The sequence below is a fragment of the Pseudomonas weihenstephanensis genome, from assembly GCF_001043055.1.
Taxonomy (GTDB): Bacteria; Pseudomonadota; Gammaproteobacteria; order Pseudomonadales; family Pseudomonadaceae; genus Aquipseudomonas; species Aquipseudomonas weihenstephanensis.
In genome coordinates, this window is the sequence record NZ_JYLF01000005.1 from 98,293 (window position 1) to 113,724 (window position 15,432).

The 15,432-nt window shown below is 59.5% G+C and carries 12 protein-coding genes; 3 read left to right on the top strand and 9 right to left on the bottom strand.

Annotation, left to right across the window (positions count from 1 at the left end; translation table 11 throughout):
• Positions 1-3 precede the first annotated feature (3 nt).
• From bcsB to bcsE, 7 genes are read right to left on the bottom strand one after another with little or no spacing between them, the layout of a single operon-like run.
• On the bottom strand, positions 4-2,322 hold the full coding sequence (gene bcsB / locus TU86_RS13585) for a cellulose biosynthesis cyclic di-GMP-binding regulatory protein BcsB (RefSeq protein WP_048364842.1): 2,319 nt from the start codon (positions 2,320-2,322) through the stop codon (positions 4-6).
• The gene (gene bcsA / locus TU86_RS13590) at positions 2,319-4,919 is read right to left on the bottom strand and encodes a UDP-forming cellulose synthase catalytic subunit (RefSeq protein WP_048364843.1); all 2,601 of its coding nucleotides are present in this window, start codon (positions 4,917-4,919) and stop codon (positions 2,319-2,321) included. The genes bcsB and bcsA overlap by 4 nt, the downstream gene beginning before the upstream one ends.
• Positions 4,916-5,638: a cellulose biosynthesis protein BcsQ gene (gene bcsQ, locus TU86_RS13595; protein WP_048364844.1), complete on the bottom strand. Its 723-nt coding sequence runs from the start codon at positions 5,636-5,638 to the stop codon at positions 4,916-4,918. The genes bcsA and bcsQ overlap by 4 nt, the downstream gene beginning before the upstream one ends.
• Positions 5,635-5,889 carry a cellulose biosynthesis protein BcsR gene (gene bcsR / locus TU86_RS13600; RefSeq protein WP_048364845.1) on the bottom strand — a complete coding sequence of 85 codons (255 nt, stop codon included), beginning with the start codon at positions 5,887-5,889 and terminating at the stop codon, positions 5,635-5,637. The genes bcsQ and bcsR overlap by 4 nt, the downstream gene beginning before the upstream one ends.
• Positions 5,859-7,502, bottom strand: coding sequence for a cellulose biosynthesis protein BcsG (gene bcsG / locus TU86_RS13605; RefSeq protein WP_048364846.1), 1,644 nt, complete (start codon positions 7,500-7,502; stop codon positions 5,859-5,861). The genes bcsR and bcsG overlap by 31 nt, the downstream gene beginning before the upstream one ends.
• Positions 7,489-7,689, bottom strand: a complete 201-nt coding sequence (gene bcsF / locus TU86_RS13610) for a cellulose biosynthesis protein BcsF (RefSeq protein WP_048364847.1) — start codon at positions 7,687-7,689, stop codon at positions 7,489-7,491. Before bcsF ends, bcsG begins: the two co-directional genes overlap by 14 nt.
• Positions 7,686-9,230, bottom strand: coding sequence for a cellulose biosynthesis protein BcsE (gene bcsE, locus TU86_RS13615; RefSeq protein WP_048364848.1), 1,545 nt, complete (start codon positions 9,228-9,230; stop codon positions 7,686-7,688). The genes bcsF and bcsE overlap by 4 nt, the downstream gene beginning before the upstream one ends.
• A 472-nt stretch (positions 9,231-9,702) precedes the next feature.
• On the opposite strand from bcsE, the gene TU86_RS13620 reads away from it, so the two are divergent.
• Positions 9,703-9,969: an HP1242/YdcH family protein gene (locus tag TU86_RS13620; RefSeq protein WP_048364849.1), complete on the top strand. Its 267-nt coding sequence runs from the start codon at positions 9,703-9,705 to the stop codon at positions 9,967-9,969.
• The gene (locus TU86_RS13625; protein ID WP_048364850.1) at positions 9,969-10,280 is read left to right on the top strand and encodes a putative quinol monooxygenase; all 312 of its coding nucleotides are present in this window, start codon (positions 9,969-9,971) and stop codon (positions 10,278-10,280) included. The genes TU86_RS13620 and TU86_RS13625 overlap by 1 nt, the downstream gene beginning before the upstream one ends.
• A gap of 54 nt (positions 10,281-10,334) precedes the next feature.
• On the opposite strand, the gene TU86_RS13630 is transcribed toward TU86_RS13625, so the two are convergent.
• Positions 10,335-12,107 (bottom strand): acyl-CoA dehydrogenase C-terminal domain-containing protein, encoded by a 1,773-nt coding sequence (locus tag TU86_RS13630; RefSeq protein WP_048364851.1) that lies wholly within the window; start codon positions 12,105-12,107, stop codon positions 10,335-10,337.
• A gap of 45 nt (positions 12,108-12,152) precedes the next feature.
• Positions 12,153-13,775 carry an acyl-CoA synthetase gene (locus TU86_RS13635; RefSeq protein WP_048364852.1) on the bottom strand — a complete coding sequence of 541 codons (1,623 nt, stop codon included), beginning with the start codon at positions 13,773-13,775 and terminating at the stop codon, positions 12,153-12,155.
• A gap of 169 nt (positions 13,776-13,944) precedes the next feature.
• Between TU86_RS13635 and TU86_RS13640 the strand changes: the two genes are divergently transcribed.
• Positions 13,945-15,429, top strand: a complete 1,485-nt coding sequence (locus TU86_RS13640) for a PAS domain-containing sensor histidine kinase (protein WP_048364853.1) — start codon at positions 13,945-13,947, stop codon at positions 15,427-15,429.
• Positions 15,430-15,432 lie beyond the last annotated feature (3 nt).

Genomic DNA, 15,432 nt, shown 5'->3' on the forward strand with positions numbered 1-15,432 from the left:
GGTTTAGTCATCCTTCAAACGACGATTGGCCGCCCAGCTCAGGGCACGCCACAGCAAGAAGGCGCTGAGCAAGACACTGATCACGGCAATCACCGCCAGCAGTACCGGGTGCTCGGACAGCTGATACCAGAGCAGCAGCCACCAGGGCAGGTTGCCAACAAAGTAGTTATCGCCTACCAGTTGGCTGTACACACCGCTGCTGCGGATCAATGCAACAGAACCTGCTACGGCATTGAGCTTGCCGGTGTCGGCCAGGGTTTCACGCAACAAGGCGTAATCGGCATCGTCATTGCCTAACAGCGCCACGATGCTGCGCTGGTTATGATGCGGCGACTGCATGCCCATGATCGCGGCAATCGGTGCTTGTGCGCTGACTTCGACCCGGGTGGCTGGCTGGCTGCGCTCATCCACTGAAGGGCCGCGGCGTGCGCTTTGCTCAATACCCGCGTTGCTGTAAGGCTGAACCAACATGTCGCGCTGGCGTTGCAACAACAGACTCAAGTCCGGGTTGTCACGCATATCCTCAGGCATTTGCCCCAACAGCAGCACATCTGCGTCTTGTTTAACGGCGCTGTTCACATCATTGCTCAGGCGCAGGCCAAAGGCCGGGTAACCGGTGCGGGCGCTAATGCCTGCCACCGCTTCGAGCAGGGTGCTGACTTGCATCGGCGTTGAGCTGCCCGGTACTACCACGATCGATTCGGACATGTCGGCCATGCGGCTGAACGGGAAACCACTGCGAGCGAACGCTTTAAGGTCCGGCATGCTGATGTAGTGGTGATAGCCCGACAGGTCGATGGTGGAGTCTTCATCGATGATCGCCTGGGTGTTGGCCGGCAGAATGGTCTGGCAACGGTCACGCTGTGCACTGCCCACGGTGCTGGCGAAGTTGAAGTCGAAGCGCAGGCGGTTACGGTCACCGATTTTCAGCGACGGGACGATCAGCTTGTCGTTGGCGTTGGCCGAGTCGTTGGACAGCACCGCCAGGCGCAGCTCTTCGAGGTTGCTGGTGTTTTTGCGCTGCAACGCCAGGCTGGTGATGAACTGATCATTGAGGCTGATGTTCAAGCGCGAATCATCATTGGCCGACGGCGCCGTGTAACGGTACTGAGTGCGCAGCGGAATACCCTGGTTGCGCCACACAAACAGGTCGGGTGGCAGGTTGACGTCCAGGGTGATGGGGCGCGGTTGCAGGCCACTGACTTGCAACTGCTGCGGGTAGGTAATCAGTTCGGCAAAACGCACAGGCCGGTCGGTGCGCATCCATGCGGGCGCGTCATAGGGTTTACGCGGTTGCAGCGCCTCGACTTTGTCGATGGTGGCCTTCTGACCACGCAGCAAGTTGCCGCCCAGGGCCAGCGCTTTGGCGGCGGTGGCGAGGTCATCTTCGTTGCGGCCCATGACCAGCAGGATCTTGCTGTATGGCGCATCGGGGTGATCGATCAGTTGCACCACCGGGGCGGTGACCGCCGGGAATTTTTCCAGATCGTTCATGAACGCCGGACGGTGATCGTTGGTAGCGAATACGATTGAGGGCTGTGTGGCTTCCTTGCTTTGCACGCTGGGCAAGGTGTCAAACAGCACTGGGAAGTCAGCGCCACGCCAGTTGGACTGGCTGCCAAAATAGGACGCCAGTATCGCGGCGGCTTGTTGTTCGCCCAAGGTCGGGTTGGCAGCAAACACGAACGGCAGTTTCAGTTTTTCGGTGTTGCGCGGGTCAAAAAACGGCAGCGGGAAAAACGCGAGGTCGTTTTTCAGGCTCAGGGCCTGCTCTTGCAAGGTGATGCTGCTGGCACGGCTGATGTTGACCCACAACGTGTTATTGGCCGGGTCTTCGCAGATGTCGGTGTAATGGCCAATAAACTCAAGGCGCACGCGGTTGAAGTCTGCAATCAGGCGCGGGTCCAGTGCCATTTGCTGGGTGGTCTTGCGCCCCAACTGGTCTTTCTCGATAGGTAAGACGCCCATCAACACATCGTTGAGGTACACCCGCAGGTGGGAAACGGTCGGGATCAGCGAGGGGGAGGCGGTGTATTCCAGTTGCAAGCGCGCATCGCTGGCAATCCGGTCGCGGCGCACGCTGAATTCCACCTGCTCGGCACTGTTGATACCTAGCAACAACGTGTCTGTCGCGCGGCCCAACTGCTCAAAGGTGCGTGTGACTGTCCAGCTCGGCAACGGCTGCTGGGTGTCCTCCAGCGCAGGCTTGGGCAATGGCGCCGGTGAGCTGCCCGGCAACGGTAATGGCGCCGCCATCAACTGTGAGGCGAAGGTCATCAGCGCAAGGCTGGCAAAGAAAGCTTTTTTAGAAAAACGACTCATGATTCGCTCACTGGCCGGGAGGTAATAGGGGCAGAGACGGGCATGCGCGGCAAAAAGCTGCCCAGCCACTGAAGAATTCGCATGAACGGGCGGGCGATGCGCCGCACCCAGGCAGGCAGGTATTCATAAAGGCGGTAATAGCCTTTAACGCCCAGGGCGAGAATTTCGCTGAGGCTCTGGATCGGCTTGTCGGCTTCAAACTCGCTGTTATGGCCGAGCCAGGCATCGGCGCGGCCGAAGGTGCACTGCACGAACTCGATTTTTTGCGCAGGCGTCAGCTTGGCGAAGTTCAACCCCATGAACAGCTCGCTGGAGCGGGTCAAGTAGCCGGGGAATACAAATTCGCGAGTGCCCCGTTGCAGAATCAACGACACCGGGGTGCCCACCGGCAGTTGCAATGCCTGACCCAGTTGCAGGCCCACACCACCGTCGGAGTAGTCCACCAGTTCGCACGGGTAGCTGTGGCCGTCGAGCAGTTTGATGGCGCCCGGCAAGCGCGTTTGCACACGGTGGGTTTGACGCACTTGACGCACTTCAGCGGCCACGGCCACTGCCGCACCTATGATCAACAGGTTGTAAACCACCCACAACACACTGACCAGGATGGTGATGATTTCATCCTTAGGCCCGGTGAACAGGCGCCACACGGCAAAGCCCAGGCCCAGCAGGTTGAGCAGTGACAGCACCAGATACGGGCGCGCGGTCTGCCAGTCAAACTGGTTTTCTTCCATCATCCCGCCCTTGGCGGTGACGTTGAACGTGCCCCGCGAGGGGCTGAACAGGGCCACGGTGGTGGGGCGGGCGATGTACCACGCCAATACGGTTTCATACACCTCGCCCCAGAACGTCTGGCGATACGCACCCTGCATTCGGGAGTTGGTCAGGCTGGCGTGGATCATGTGCGGCAACACGTAGAGCAGGATCATCACTGCCGGGGCATAGATGATGTAGGCGTGCAGCAACAGGAACGCCAGCGGCGCGGTGAGGAAGATCAAGCGCGGCAACCCCACCAGAAAGTGCAGCATGGCGTTGGCATAGCAAATGCGCTGGAAGAAGCTCAAGCCTTTGCCCAGCAGGGGGTTGTCGGTGCGAAAGATCTGCACCATGCCCCTGGCCCAGCGAATGCGCTGACCGATGTGCGCCGACAGGCTTTCGGTGGCCAAACCTGCCGCTTGCGGGATGCGCAAGTACGCCGAGTTCCAGCCTTTGCGGTGCAGGCGCAACGCGGTGTGGGCGTCTTCGGTCACGGTCTCGACGGCAAAGCCGCCAATGTCGTCAATTGCAGTGCGGCGCAAGATGGCGCAGGAACCGCAGAAGAACGCGGCGTTCCACATGTCGTTGCCGTCTTGCACCAGCCCGTAGAACAACTCGCCTTCATTGGGGCGATTGCGGAAGGTGCCCAGGTTGCGCTCAAACGGGTCCGGGGACAGGAAATGGTGCGGGGTTTGTACCAGCGCCAGTTTTGGGTCTCGCAAGAACCAGCCCACGGTCAATTGCAGGAAGGAGCGGGCGGGCATGTGGTCGCAGTCAAAAATCGCCACCAGTTCGCCGTCGATTTGCGTCAGCGCATGGTTGAGGTTGCCGGCCTTGGCGTGGCGGTTGTCGGTGCGCGCGATGTAGTGGATGCCCACCTCTTGGGCGAATGCCTTGAAGCTTGGGCGATTGCCATCATCGAGCAAGTGGATGCGCAATTTGTCTTTGGGCCAGTCAATGCCCAAGGCGGCATACACCGTGCCGCGGGTCACCGACAACTCCTCGTTGTAGGTGGGGATCAACAGGTCAACCACCGGCCATTGTCCCGTATCGGCCGGCAATTGCGCCGGTTTGCGGTTCAGCGGCCAGGACGTCTGGATGTACCCCAAGATCAGAATCAGCCAGGAGTACGTTTCGGCGGCCAGCAGGATCAAGCCGCAGGTCAAGTCCAGCCAGTCGTTCCAGTTTAGGGTGGAGGTGTAGCGCCACCACAGGTAACGGCACGAGACAATGATCGACAGCGAAATCAGCAGCAGCGTCGGAAACCGCCCTGGCATGCGCCGCACCAGCATGGCAATGGCCCACAACAGCACCACGAATACCAACTGCGCGAGATAGCCGAATGGCTCGGTGACGCAAATCAGGATCAGCACCAGCGCAACCACACCGATGGCGATGTACAGCACCTTGCGGGTTTTCCAGCGAATCGCGTTCCACCAGCGCGAGCCTTTGTGCACCTGCGGGCTGAGGGTCGACGGCAAACGTTCAAATGCATTGGACAGCGCATTCCACGGCCGTTGCAGCACCATCAGCCACGAATACAGACGAGCACGAAACTGGCGACGGGCACGCTGGCGGCGCAGGTGGTTTTCGTCAACGGGGCGCACGATGAGCAACCACAGGGTTTGAATGGCGTAACGCAACGGGTCGCCAAGGGTCGGGCGCTTGGTGGCCAAATGCGGATACCAGCGCCGGTGCTGTTCACGCAGGGCCTGCCAATTAGGCGACTCCAGACGCAAAAAGACCCAGCCCAGCGCCTGGATCAGCGCCAGGATGAACGCGGTAAAACGCGTGCAGTTTTGATCGCGACGCAAGCGTGTATAGGGGAACCAGTCGGCGATCATGCCTGCCTCCGGCCACGCAGCAGGCACCAACTGGCCAGGCTGATGATGTCTTGGGCAATCAGACTGCCGGGCGCGTAGCGGCCCACCGGTTCGCGACTGGCCAAGGCTTCGCCCATTGCTTCGTCGGCGTGCAGGTTAATCGGCACCACCGAAGCGGCGTAACGATGGTGCCAAATCAGGGCCAGATCGCGCTGCAATTGGCTGCCCGCGTCATACCGGTTAACCACAAACACGGTGCCTTGCCGCGCGTGGGTCTGCAACAGCACATGGCAGGCGGCATCGGCGTTGAGCACAGTGAAGGAAAAAGCACACTGCGCATTACCCGCATGCCCCGGCAAGCGCTGCGGCAGGTCGAACAGCACCCAGTCAAACGCCTGATCAAGTGAGGCCTGGCGCTTGCTCCACAACTGCGGGCTGACCAGCAACAAGGCCTCAAGCCGGGTGTGTTCTGCGCCCTCAAGTTGGCCGTATGGCAGCACGCAAAGGCCGGGGGTCACCGTCCAGGCCTGTTGCTGCCAGGGTTGTTGGTCCAATGTGGCGCGCGCCCAGCCATCCCGCGGCGCCAGATCGAGGTTGAAGTGCAGGCCCAGGGTGTTTTCCGGGCACATGTCCACCACCAACACGCGCTGACCCAGCGTGTGCAATGCATACGCCAGTGCGGCGAGGGTTGAGCTGGTGCCCACGCCACCGCGAATACCCCGCAGGCTGATGGCGATCATCGGGTCGTCTCCGGGTGCGCTTGCAGCGCCAGCGCCGGGCTGTTCGCAGGCAGGACCAGGCGCTGCGCTTCAAGATGAGCCAGTAAGGGCCAACGCTCCAGCGCCTGCATCAGTTCCATTTGCGCGGACACGTCGACATAACCCAGCGTGGGCAGGTCCATCATCGACTTGAGGCGCGCGATGTCGTCCGCCCGCGCAGTGCGCGAGAGGATGTCGGCGCTTATTTGAAACGCTGTGGGTAGGGCAGCCATCCGCCGTTCTCCTTGATTCGCACATAGGGCTTGCCGTTGTAATCCAGCACCACCGTTCCCGAGTTTTCAGACACTTTGGCCGTTTGCGGCAGGTTGCTCAGTAACTGCGACCAGTCCAGGTTTTGCCCGTTGCTCAAGGCTGGATCGGCGTACAGGCGAGCAATGATTTCAGCAATGGCCAAATAGCTGCTGGGTTGAGTGACATGCACAGGGGCCGTGTGTGGGTTTTGGCCCATGTTGATCAACTTGATGCCGACCGGAACGTGGGTGATGGCATCGCTGGGGATCTCACGCATCCCGGAGATTTGCATGCGGTCACCGTGCAGCGCCGCGCCATGCTCAGGCACGATGGCCACAACCACCCGGCGTCCGCTCTTTTGCAGCTCTTTAAGGAACGCGTTCAGGTCATCCAGCAGCACCTGCGCGCGGCTGCTGTAGTCAGCGCGTTGGGTGCCACCGTCCGCCGTGACTTGACGATTGCCGTCATGCAGGGTGGTGGTGTTATAGAACAGCGCCATATTGGGTTGGTCTTCAGCCAAACGGTGCTGCCACCACTTGCTCAACACATCACGGTCGCGCCAGATCGGCGAGCCGTCGAAGCTGACATACGCCCGTGGCACGCCCGGTGCAGTGCCCAAAGCGGGCGGCGGCAGTTGACCCTGCTCACGCACTTCTTGCAGGAAGCCGTCGAACTCGCCGGTGTGGTTGAGCATCAGTTCGTCCGCAAACCCGAGCTTGCGCAGGTCATCAAATAACAGGCATTGGTCGGCGGGTGTTTTGTACAGCTGCGCGTGGGAGGTTTGGCCACAGCTGGCGCGCAACAGGCGAATCGCCGCCGGGCCGCTGTAGGCAGTGGCCGAGTTGAAATTGTCGAAAATCACGTCCATCTGGCTGAACAGCGCGTTGTCACGCAAGCCCACTTCGTCCAGGTCATCCCAGGCCATCGAGCAGATGTTAATCACCAGCAAATCAAACGGCGGCGGCTTGACGGCCGGCTCCTTGAACTCGACTTTGCGCTGAGCTTCGCTTTTATAGAACGTGTCGAGATACGCATTGAGCGTTGTGTCATCCGGCTCACCGGTACTGGCGACAGGGGCGACGGCGCCGGGTTGCACGTTCGCCACCGACGGCTGGGCGACCTGCGCGATCATGTGTTGCAGATTGCCCATGCCCAGCCAGCACAAACCCAGCAGGGTGAAGGTGGTCAGGCGCAACCACTGATTGAGAAATGCGTAGCCGATGATCAACACCAGCAGCATGGCGCACACTTGCCAGTCGATAAAGCGGCCCAGCAGTTCGACGATGTAAACCACCGAGAAGTCGAGCACGCCGGGCTGGGCGAGCAGACGGCTAAAAGGCGGGAACCAGGTGTCCTGATACAGCAACGCCACGGCCACCGGGATCGCAATCACGCTGCGCACACGACGCAGCAGCGGGTGGGCGAGGGGGATCAGCAACACCAGTGCGAAGACCAGGTTGGGCAGCACTTGAAAATTCAAGTGCCCGGTCCAGGCCAGCAGGAACTTGGCGAGGAAATACAGGTTCCAGCCGCCCAAGCCTTTCCACTTTCCGGCGATCTTGGCGGTGGGGGAAGACGACTTAAACAAACTCATCAGGCGTTCTCGAAGACGAACTGGCAGAAGCGCGACGACGTACGCCGCGAGATTTCATGTAGCGGGGGCGCAAGTACTGCTCCAGGGAGACTTTCAAGCGCAGGCGAATGCGCCGTGACAGCAAGGTCAGCACCACCGTCACGGCACTGGTCAGGACAATCACATCGAGCAATTCAAGGAACGTCATGGCGCAGGCTCGCTGAGAGGCAACGTGAATCTTTGCGCGATTAACGGTGGGTGATTGAGCGGTGTCAGGGGGGCCGTCACGCTGTGTTCAATCGGGATATACAGCCCCAGGTCAGTCACCGGCGCCTGCATGAAGGCGTCTTCAGGCAGGTCAGCCATGCCGTTCAGCACCTGGCGATGGTTGAACAGGTCTCGCCACGGCAGGCGGCAGATATTACCCAAAGCAGGGTCCAGGCCATCGGCACGGCAAGCGAACAAAAACAGGTACAGCTCGCCATTGAGCAGGCATGCGATGTCACCAAAACGGCGCAAACACATTTGATTGAGGAACAACTGCGGTTCAAGACCCGGCACCGGCTGGAACTTGAGCAGTTGATGGGTCACTTCCCCCGAGCTGTCTGCGACGATTTGCTCCACGGCGTCATAAAACACGCGCGGGCTGACCAGACCGCGAATTTGCGGTGGCCGCTGGCGCTCCAGCAAGGTTTCGAAATCGCTGTTTTGGCTGTATTGCCAGCGCTGGCCCTGCACGCTTTCGATCATGCTCAAAAAGCGCGACAACACGGTGCCCTCCGGAACAATCAGGTTGGCACCGCACGCCAGCAACAAGCGCTCATCGCGATAACGCACGGCCGGTTCCATTTCCCGCACCACGACTTTCAGTTCAGGGCCGCATTTTTCCCGCAGGTCATGCAGCTGCTGCGCCAGTTCAAGCAGTTGATGGCTGTTGTCGATGCTCACAATGACCGTGGCAGCCCGCGCCGATAGGGCTTCTTGCAACAGCGCTTGACGGTCTTCAAACAGGTACCAGTGCCTGGACAATGAAGGCGAGTTTTCAAGCACGGCGCGCTCGACCAGATACACGTGCTGGTCGTCCGCTACGCGCGGCTGTGTATCGACCCCTGATTGGGGGATCAGGGTGAAGCACTGTTTATCAATCGACAGCTTGAATTCCTGGCCAGCGCTGACGCCCAGCCGGTTATGCCAGAAGTGCAATTGGTAACGAATATCGCCGTTGTGCCGGTACAAGCGGCTTAATCCGGACAACGTCTCATTGAGCTGCAACAGCTCGCTGTGCAATGACGAAGCGTCGCCGTGAGCGATCACCAGCAATGTGGCCTGGCGCTCTTGTAACCAGGCGCACACCCGTTCACACCAACGCTGTAAACGCTGCGACCCCACTTTGTCGCCCCAACTGCTGGCAGGTGCCACCAATACAACCTGGTTCGCAGGACCAATGCCGGCGCGGCTCATGTCTCGGGTCAGCGTGGCCAGGCCCGGTTTGATCTCGCGCACGGGGATCTCGAACAGTTTGAGCTTGGCGGGGCCGCGATCGGGTGCCAGGTCACTGATGATGCTGTGCGGTGTATTGGCACTGGAAATCAAGGTCGACGGTATTTGCGGCGCGAGTGCTTCAATGAACTGGCGAGCCACAATTTTTGCGTCAGTCGGTTGATCGACGGTAACCCAGTACACACCTCCCGTGCGTAAAGCGATCTGTTGATCCAGCAACCCGCGGATGGCCAAAGTGGTAAGAGCCAAGCGAAACGTCCCCCCATGGAAGCGTACGAATAAATAGTGCGAATGCAGTCGGGTACAACGATCACACACATCGCAGGTTGCGCAGATTGCATAACGTTTAATGACGTCAAACAAATGGCGATATTTTTTTAACCTGTTAAGCGTAGACGATTATTCGTACACGTCCCTGTTAAATTAGTCCTGGCATACGTAGGACAAAGCCTTGGCACATGCCAGAAAGCGCGCATCCTATCACCGCAAAAAGGGGACCGCTCATGATTTAAAACAAGTTTCGTCAAAAAAATGCTGCAAGCAGCACTCAAGTCATTAAATTGACAAATTTTTGGTTCAGGGCACTAAAGAGCACCCGCGGCTTTCTGAGTGCGCCATAGCGTGCTATTGGTTAACAGGCGTTGGGCGAGCCGCCAAACGTGTCTGTTTGGGTTCACTGAGTGAGCCTGCCCCGTCACCGCAACGAACATGAGGTGCAGATATGCCGGTTAAACATGACTTGCCTGAGGACTTGGGCATTACCCCAGAGACCTTGAACACGCTCAAGGCTCGCAACCCTCACCTGACAGCGCTCATACACAAGTATGCGCAGGCCGATAAAAAGGTGCTCGATGCCGAAAAAGGCGATGCCGTCGCCACGCCCGATGCGGTGCTGACTGAGCTAAAGTCCAGCCGTTTAGCCTTGAAAGATCAAATTGTCGAGGCGTTGAAAGCCTCACAAAAGAGCCAAACAGCGCAGGAGCAGTAATGTCTAACATCATCAAAATTGTCGCCACGCTGCGCGCAAAGCCGGGCAAAGGTCAGCACCTTAAACAGGTATTGCTGGCGTGTGTAGAAGGCTCGCGGGCCGAACCCGGCTGCTTGTTTTATGACTTGCATGTAGACCGCAGCGATGCAGAACGGTTTGTGTTCATTGAAGGCTGGAAGGACATGGCGGCCATCGAGCACCATAAAACCACCGCGCATTATCTGACGATGGGTAAAGCGGCCGCAGATCTGGTCGACACGCGTGAGGTGCTACAGCTCGATGAAGTGAGTGAGCCTGCCGTGCGCCGCTGATGGACGCTGCATGATGGTTGGCGGCCCTCATCAGGCCGCCATTTTTATAGGGACTTAAAAGCTGGCAGCGTCCAGCTCAAACAATGATTCGCTGCCCGCGCGAATGGTTTGCTCCAGGCTGAGCGTGCGCGGCAGCACGCGACTGAAGTAAAACGATGCGGTGGCCAGCTTGGCGTCATAGAACGCAGGTTCTGCCTCCCGTGCACGTTGCGCCACATCCGCCATGCGCGCCCACAGCCAGGCGTAGGCCACGTAACCAAACAGGTGCAGGTATTCAACCGAGGCCGCGCCCATTTCGTTGGGATTGAGGGTGGCTTGTGTCCGCAGCCAGTCACTGACGTCTTCAAGGCGCTGCACGGCTTCGAGCAGCGGGTTTGCATAAGGCGTGCCGGGCAGGGCGGCGAAGTCACGGATCTGGCGGGTAAACAACTGCAACGTGACACCCTCATTGGCAATCACTTTGCGCCCCAGCAGGTCCAGCGCCTGAATCCCATTGGTGCCTTCGTAGATTTGCGCAATGCGCACATCACGCACCAACTGCTCCTGACCCCATTCACGGATATAGCCGTGGCCGCCGAACACTTGCTGGCCCAGCACGCAGCTGTCAAAGCCGGTGTCGGTGAAAAACGCTTTGGCCACCGGGGTGAGCAGTGCCACAAGGGCGCTGGCCTGTTGTTGTTCTTGCGCATCGGCCGAGTACTTGGCCAGGTCCAGTTGCTGGCCGACGTAGCTGGCAAACGCACGGCCGCCCTCGGTCAGGGCTTTGATGCTGAGCAACATGCGCCGCACATCCGGGTGCACGATGATCGGATCGGCGATTTTGTCCGGCGCCACTTTGCCAGTGGGGGCACGGCTTTGCAGGCGTTCACGGGCATAGGTGCGCGCGTTCTGGTATGAAGTTTCAGCGCATCCAATGCCCTGTATACCGATCGACAAACGCTCGTAATTCATCATGATGAACATCGCCGCCAAGCCTTTGTTGGCTTCGCCGATCAACCAGCCGCGGGCACCGTCAAAGTTCATCACACAGGTCGCCGAGGCCTTGATACCCATTTTGTGTTCGATGGAGCCGCAGGTCACCGCGTTAGGCTCGCCCAAGGAGCCATCATCATTGACCTGAATTTTAGGCACCAAAAACAGCGAGATCCCTTTAGGCCCCGCAGGCGCATCGGGCAGCCTGGCCAACACCAGGTGAATGATGTTTTCGGTCAGGTCCTGATCGCCGCCCGTGATGAACATTTTGCTGCCAGAGACGCGGTAGCTGCCATCGGTCAAGGGTTCTGCGCGCGTGCGAATAAGCCCCAGGTCGGTGCCTGCATGGGCCTCGGTCAAACACATGGAACCGGCCCAGCGCCCTTCATACATGGGGGGCAAGTAGGTCGCTTTGAGCGCCTGGCTGGCGTGAGCATCGATTGCCAGGCACGCGCCACTGCTGAGCGCTGAATACAGGGCAAAGCTTGAGTTGGCGGCGTAAAGCATTTCTTCAAACTGTACCGCGAGCATTTTTGGCATGCCCATACCGCCAAATTCAGGATTTCCCGACACCCCGACCCAGCCACCTTCAATGTAGGTGGCGTAAGCAGACTTGAACCCGGCCGGAGTGGTGACCTGGCCCGCCAGCCAGTGCGCGCCTTCTTCATCTCCCGCACGGTTGAGCGGAGCAATCAGTTGGCCGGTGACTTTGGCGGCCTCTTCGAGAATGGCATCGGCGGTGTCGGCGTCGACATGATCGGCCAGCGCAGGCAAGCGCGCCCACAGGGCTGGCGCTGCAAACACTTCGTGCAAGACAAACCGCATATCACGCAGCGGCGCATTGAATTCAGGCATCACAAAACCTCGTGGTGGCACAGCGAATAGGGGGCGCGTACCTGCTCAAAGGGCTTTGGCCATGTCGCGCAATACGTATTTCTGAACTTTGCCCGTAGACGTTTTGGGTAACAGGGTAAACACCACGGTGCGCGGCACTTTGAACCCGGCCAGGTATTCGCGGCAAAAGCTGATGATTTCAGCCTCACGCACATGCCCATGGTCTGCTTTGAGGGTGACAAAGGCGCAAGGGGTTTCACCCCATTTTTCGTCCGGGCGCGCGACAACAGCGGCCTCCATGACACCGGGATGGCGGTACAACACGCCTTCCACTTCGATGGTAGATATGTTCTCACCACCGGAAATGATGATGTCTTTGAGACGGTCCCGAATTTCAACATAGCCATCAGGATGGCATACCGCCAGGTCGCCAGTATGAAACCAGCCGCCCTCGAAGGCTTCTGCCGTGGCGCTGGGGTTCTTCAGGTAACCCTTCATCACCGTGTTACCGCGCATGAATATCTCACCCATGGTTTCGCCATCTCTGGGCGTAGGTTGCAGGGTTTTGGGATCGGCGACCATCAACCCTTCCAGCGTGGGGTAGCGTACGCCCTGACGGGATTTGATTTGAGCGCGCTCTGTCAACGGCTGCTCATCCCACGCATCGTGCCAGGCGCAAATCGTCACCGGGCCATAGACCTCGGTCAAACCATAGACATGGGTGACCTTGATGCCCATTTCCTCCACGGCGCCAATCACTTTGGCCGGAGGTGCCGCACCGGCCACCAGCGCATGCACCGGGTGGTCGATGGCGGCCTTGGCAGAGGCTGGCATGTTGACCAGCGCGTTGAGCACGATGGGCGCGCCGCTGAGGTGGGTGACCTGATGCTCGCGAATCAGTGTGAGGATTTTTTGCGGGTCGACTCGGCGCAAAAACACATGCACGCCCGCCAGCGCGGTAATGACCCACGGGTAACACCAGCCATTGCAATGAAACATCGGCAAGGTCCACAGGTACACCGGGTGGTTACCCATAGCCCAGACCATCTGATTGCCCAACGAACTCAAATACGCGCCACGATGGTGATACACCACGCCTTTAGGGTTGCCGGTGGTGCCGGATGTGTAGTTAAGCGCGATGGCGTCCCACTCATTGGCGGGCCATTGCCATTGGTAATCCGGATCACCCTCGGCCAGCAGGGCTTCGTAATCCAGCGCACTGAGCGGCTGGCCTTCGCCGTACTCCGGGTCATCGACGTCGATAATCAGTGGCGGGTGATCGAGCATGGCGACGGCCGCGTGCACCACGTCATGGAACTCGCGGTCTGCGATCAGCACTTTGGCTTCGCCGTGGGCCAGCATGAAGGCAATCGCTTGCGCATCGAGGCGGACATTGAGGGCATTGAGCACGGCGCCGATCATCGGCACGGCAAAATGCGCTTCCAGCATCGCCGGAATGTTGGGCAGCATGACCGCCACAGTATCGTTTTTGCCGATGCCGCGCCCGGCCAGCGCGCAGGCCAGCCGTCTGCAACGGCTGTAGGTTTGGGCCCAGGTTCGACGAATCGAGCCATGAATGACGGCGGGGTAGTGAGGGTAGACGCTGGCGGTGCGTTCGATGAAGCCCAGCGGGGAGAGGGCGGTGTGATTGACAGCAGCAGACCCGAGGCCTTGCTCAAAAATCGACATAGTGGTCATTCCGGTGGCTGATTGTTAGCTCTATGGCTGCCCGTTCTGCCAGTGGCGCGCGGGTCAGTTTGATGTCCGGCCCGAGTTATATCCCACTCTGCATTTGATATGGAAGTAATACCTAAGCAATATAGTAGTTGTTCTATAGCCTCTAACCTCAGGACCTCAAATGCCTGCTTCTCTCTTGCTGCATGACCCGCAACCCACTGTAGTGCTCGATGCAGAGGGCTTGCCGGTCACGGCCAATCGCGCGATGACCACGTTGCTGGCCGGTGCGCCGCTGGATCAAGCACGCGCATGGCTGCCGCATAACACGCCTGAACTGGTGCGTTCATGCCTGCAACAGGCTCGCGCGATTGAACAGGTAGAGGCCCAGTGCACGGCACAACTGTGGCTCTGGACACTGATCCCTGATGTCGCCAGCCAATGCGTGGTGGCCCGTGGCCGGGAAGCCAGCGAGGAGCGAGTGGCAGGGCGCGAAGCCGCGAAAGCCAGGCGCCTGTACCGTCTGATTACCGAAAACACCACCGACCTGATTTCACGGCACACCCCGGACGGGCGTTTTCTGGATGCCTCGCCCGCTTCCTGGACCTTGCTCGGTTATTGGCCCGAAGCCCTGCGCGGCACGCTAGCGCAGCGCCTGTTCCATCCTCAGGACCTGGCCGGGGTGATGCTTGAAGCGCGTGATGCGCTGTACGTGGAGGGCTATCACACCATGACCTACCGCATTCGCCATGAGGCTGGGCATTACCTGTGGTTTGAAACCGCCAGCCGTGCCATTCGTGAAACCTATACCGGGGACGTGGTGGAGGTGGTCAGCGTGTCACGGGACATCACGCCGCGCGTTCAGGCCGAGGAGAACAGGCGCCGATTGGCAGACGTGGTTGAGGCCCAAAAGCGTCAGCATCAAGATGAAATGGCACACACGGCGCGACTGGTCACCTTGGGGGAGCTGGCCTCGGGGATTGCCCACGAGATCAATCAGCCGCTGGCCGCCGTGGTCAATTACGCCCACGCCAGCCAACGCTACCTGCAAAACCTGGCCAACAACCCGCAAGCGGTCGAGCGGGTTGCCGAAGGTCTGGAACGCATCACCCTGCATGCCAACCATGCTGCTGAGGTGATCAAACGCTTGCGCAGTTTTTTGCGTAAGGGCCGGCGCAATGTGCAAGCGCTGGACGTGGGGGAGGTGATACGCCAAGCCGTGAGTTTGTGTGCCTGGGAGGCTAGCGCGCGCCAGATCAGTATCGACCAGCAACTGGCGGCCACATTGCCGCGGGTGTATGCCGACCGGGTTCTGTTGGAACAGGTACTGCTTAACCTGTTGCGCAATGCCATTGACGCCAACCACGAGCAACATCCCGGCTGCCCTTCGCGCCTGCTGTTGCGCGCACATACCTTGAGCGACGGGCGCCTGCACATCAGCGTGCACGATCAAGGACCGGGGGTGAGTGATGAGCAACTGGAGCAGCTGTTTACGCCGTTTTACACCAGCAAGGCCGACGGTCTCGGGCTGGGCTTGTCGATGAGCCGCAGCATCATTGAAGGTTTTGGCGGCGAATTGTATGCGCAACCGCAACCTGAAGGCTTATTGGTGTGTTGCATCCTGCCGTTGACCGGGTCAATCACCCAACAAAAACAAGAGAGTATTTAAAGC

Coding starts and splice junctions, on each gene's coding strand:
- bcsB (WP_048364842.1), bottom strand. CDS start 2,322: ATGAGTCGTTTTTCTAAAAAAGCTTTCTTTGCCAGCCTTGCGCTGATG.
- bcsA (WP_048364843.1), bottom strand. CDS start 4,919: ATGATCGCCGACTGGTTCCCCTATACACGCTTGCGTCGCGATCAAAAC.
- bcsQ (WP_048364844.1), bottom strand. CDS start 5,638: ATGATCGCCATCAGCCTGCGGGGTATTCGCGGTGGCGTGGGCACCAGC.
- bcsR (WP_048364845.1), bottom strand. CDS start 5,889: ATGGCTGCCCTACCCACAGCGTTTCAAATAAGCGCCGACATCCTCTCG.
- bcsG (WP_048364846.1), bottom strand. CDS start 7,502: ATGAGTTTGTTTAAGTCGTCTTCCCCCACCGCCAAGATCGCCGGAAAG.
- bcsF (WP_048364847.1), bottom strand. CDS start 7,689: ATGACGTTCCTTGAATTGCTCGATGTGATTGTCCTGACCAGTGCCGTG.
- TU86_RS13620 (WP_048364849.1), top strand. CDS start 9,703: ATGCCGGTTAAACATGACTTGCCTGAGGACTTGGGCATTACCCCAGAG.
- TU86_RS13625 (WP_048364850.1), top strand. CDS start 9,969: ATGTCTAACATCATCAAAATTGTCGCCACGCTGCGCGCAAAGCCGGGC.
- TU86_RS13630 (WP_048364851.1), bottom strand. CDS start 12,107: ATGCCTGAATTCAATGCGCCGCTGCGTGATATGCGGTTTGTCTTGCAC.
- TU86_RS13635 (WP_048364852.1), bottom strand. CDS start 13,775: ATGTCGATTTTTGAGCAAGGCCTCGGGTCTGCTGCTGTCAATCACACC.
- TU86_RS13640 (WP_048364853.1), top strand. CDS start 13,945: ATGCCTGCTTCTCTCTTGCTGCATGACCCGCAACCCACTGTAGTGCTC.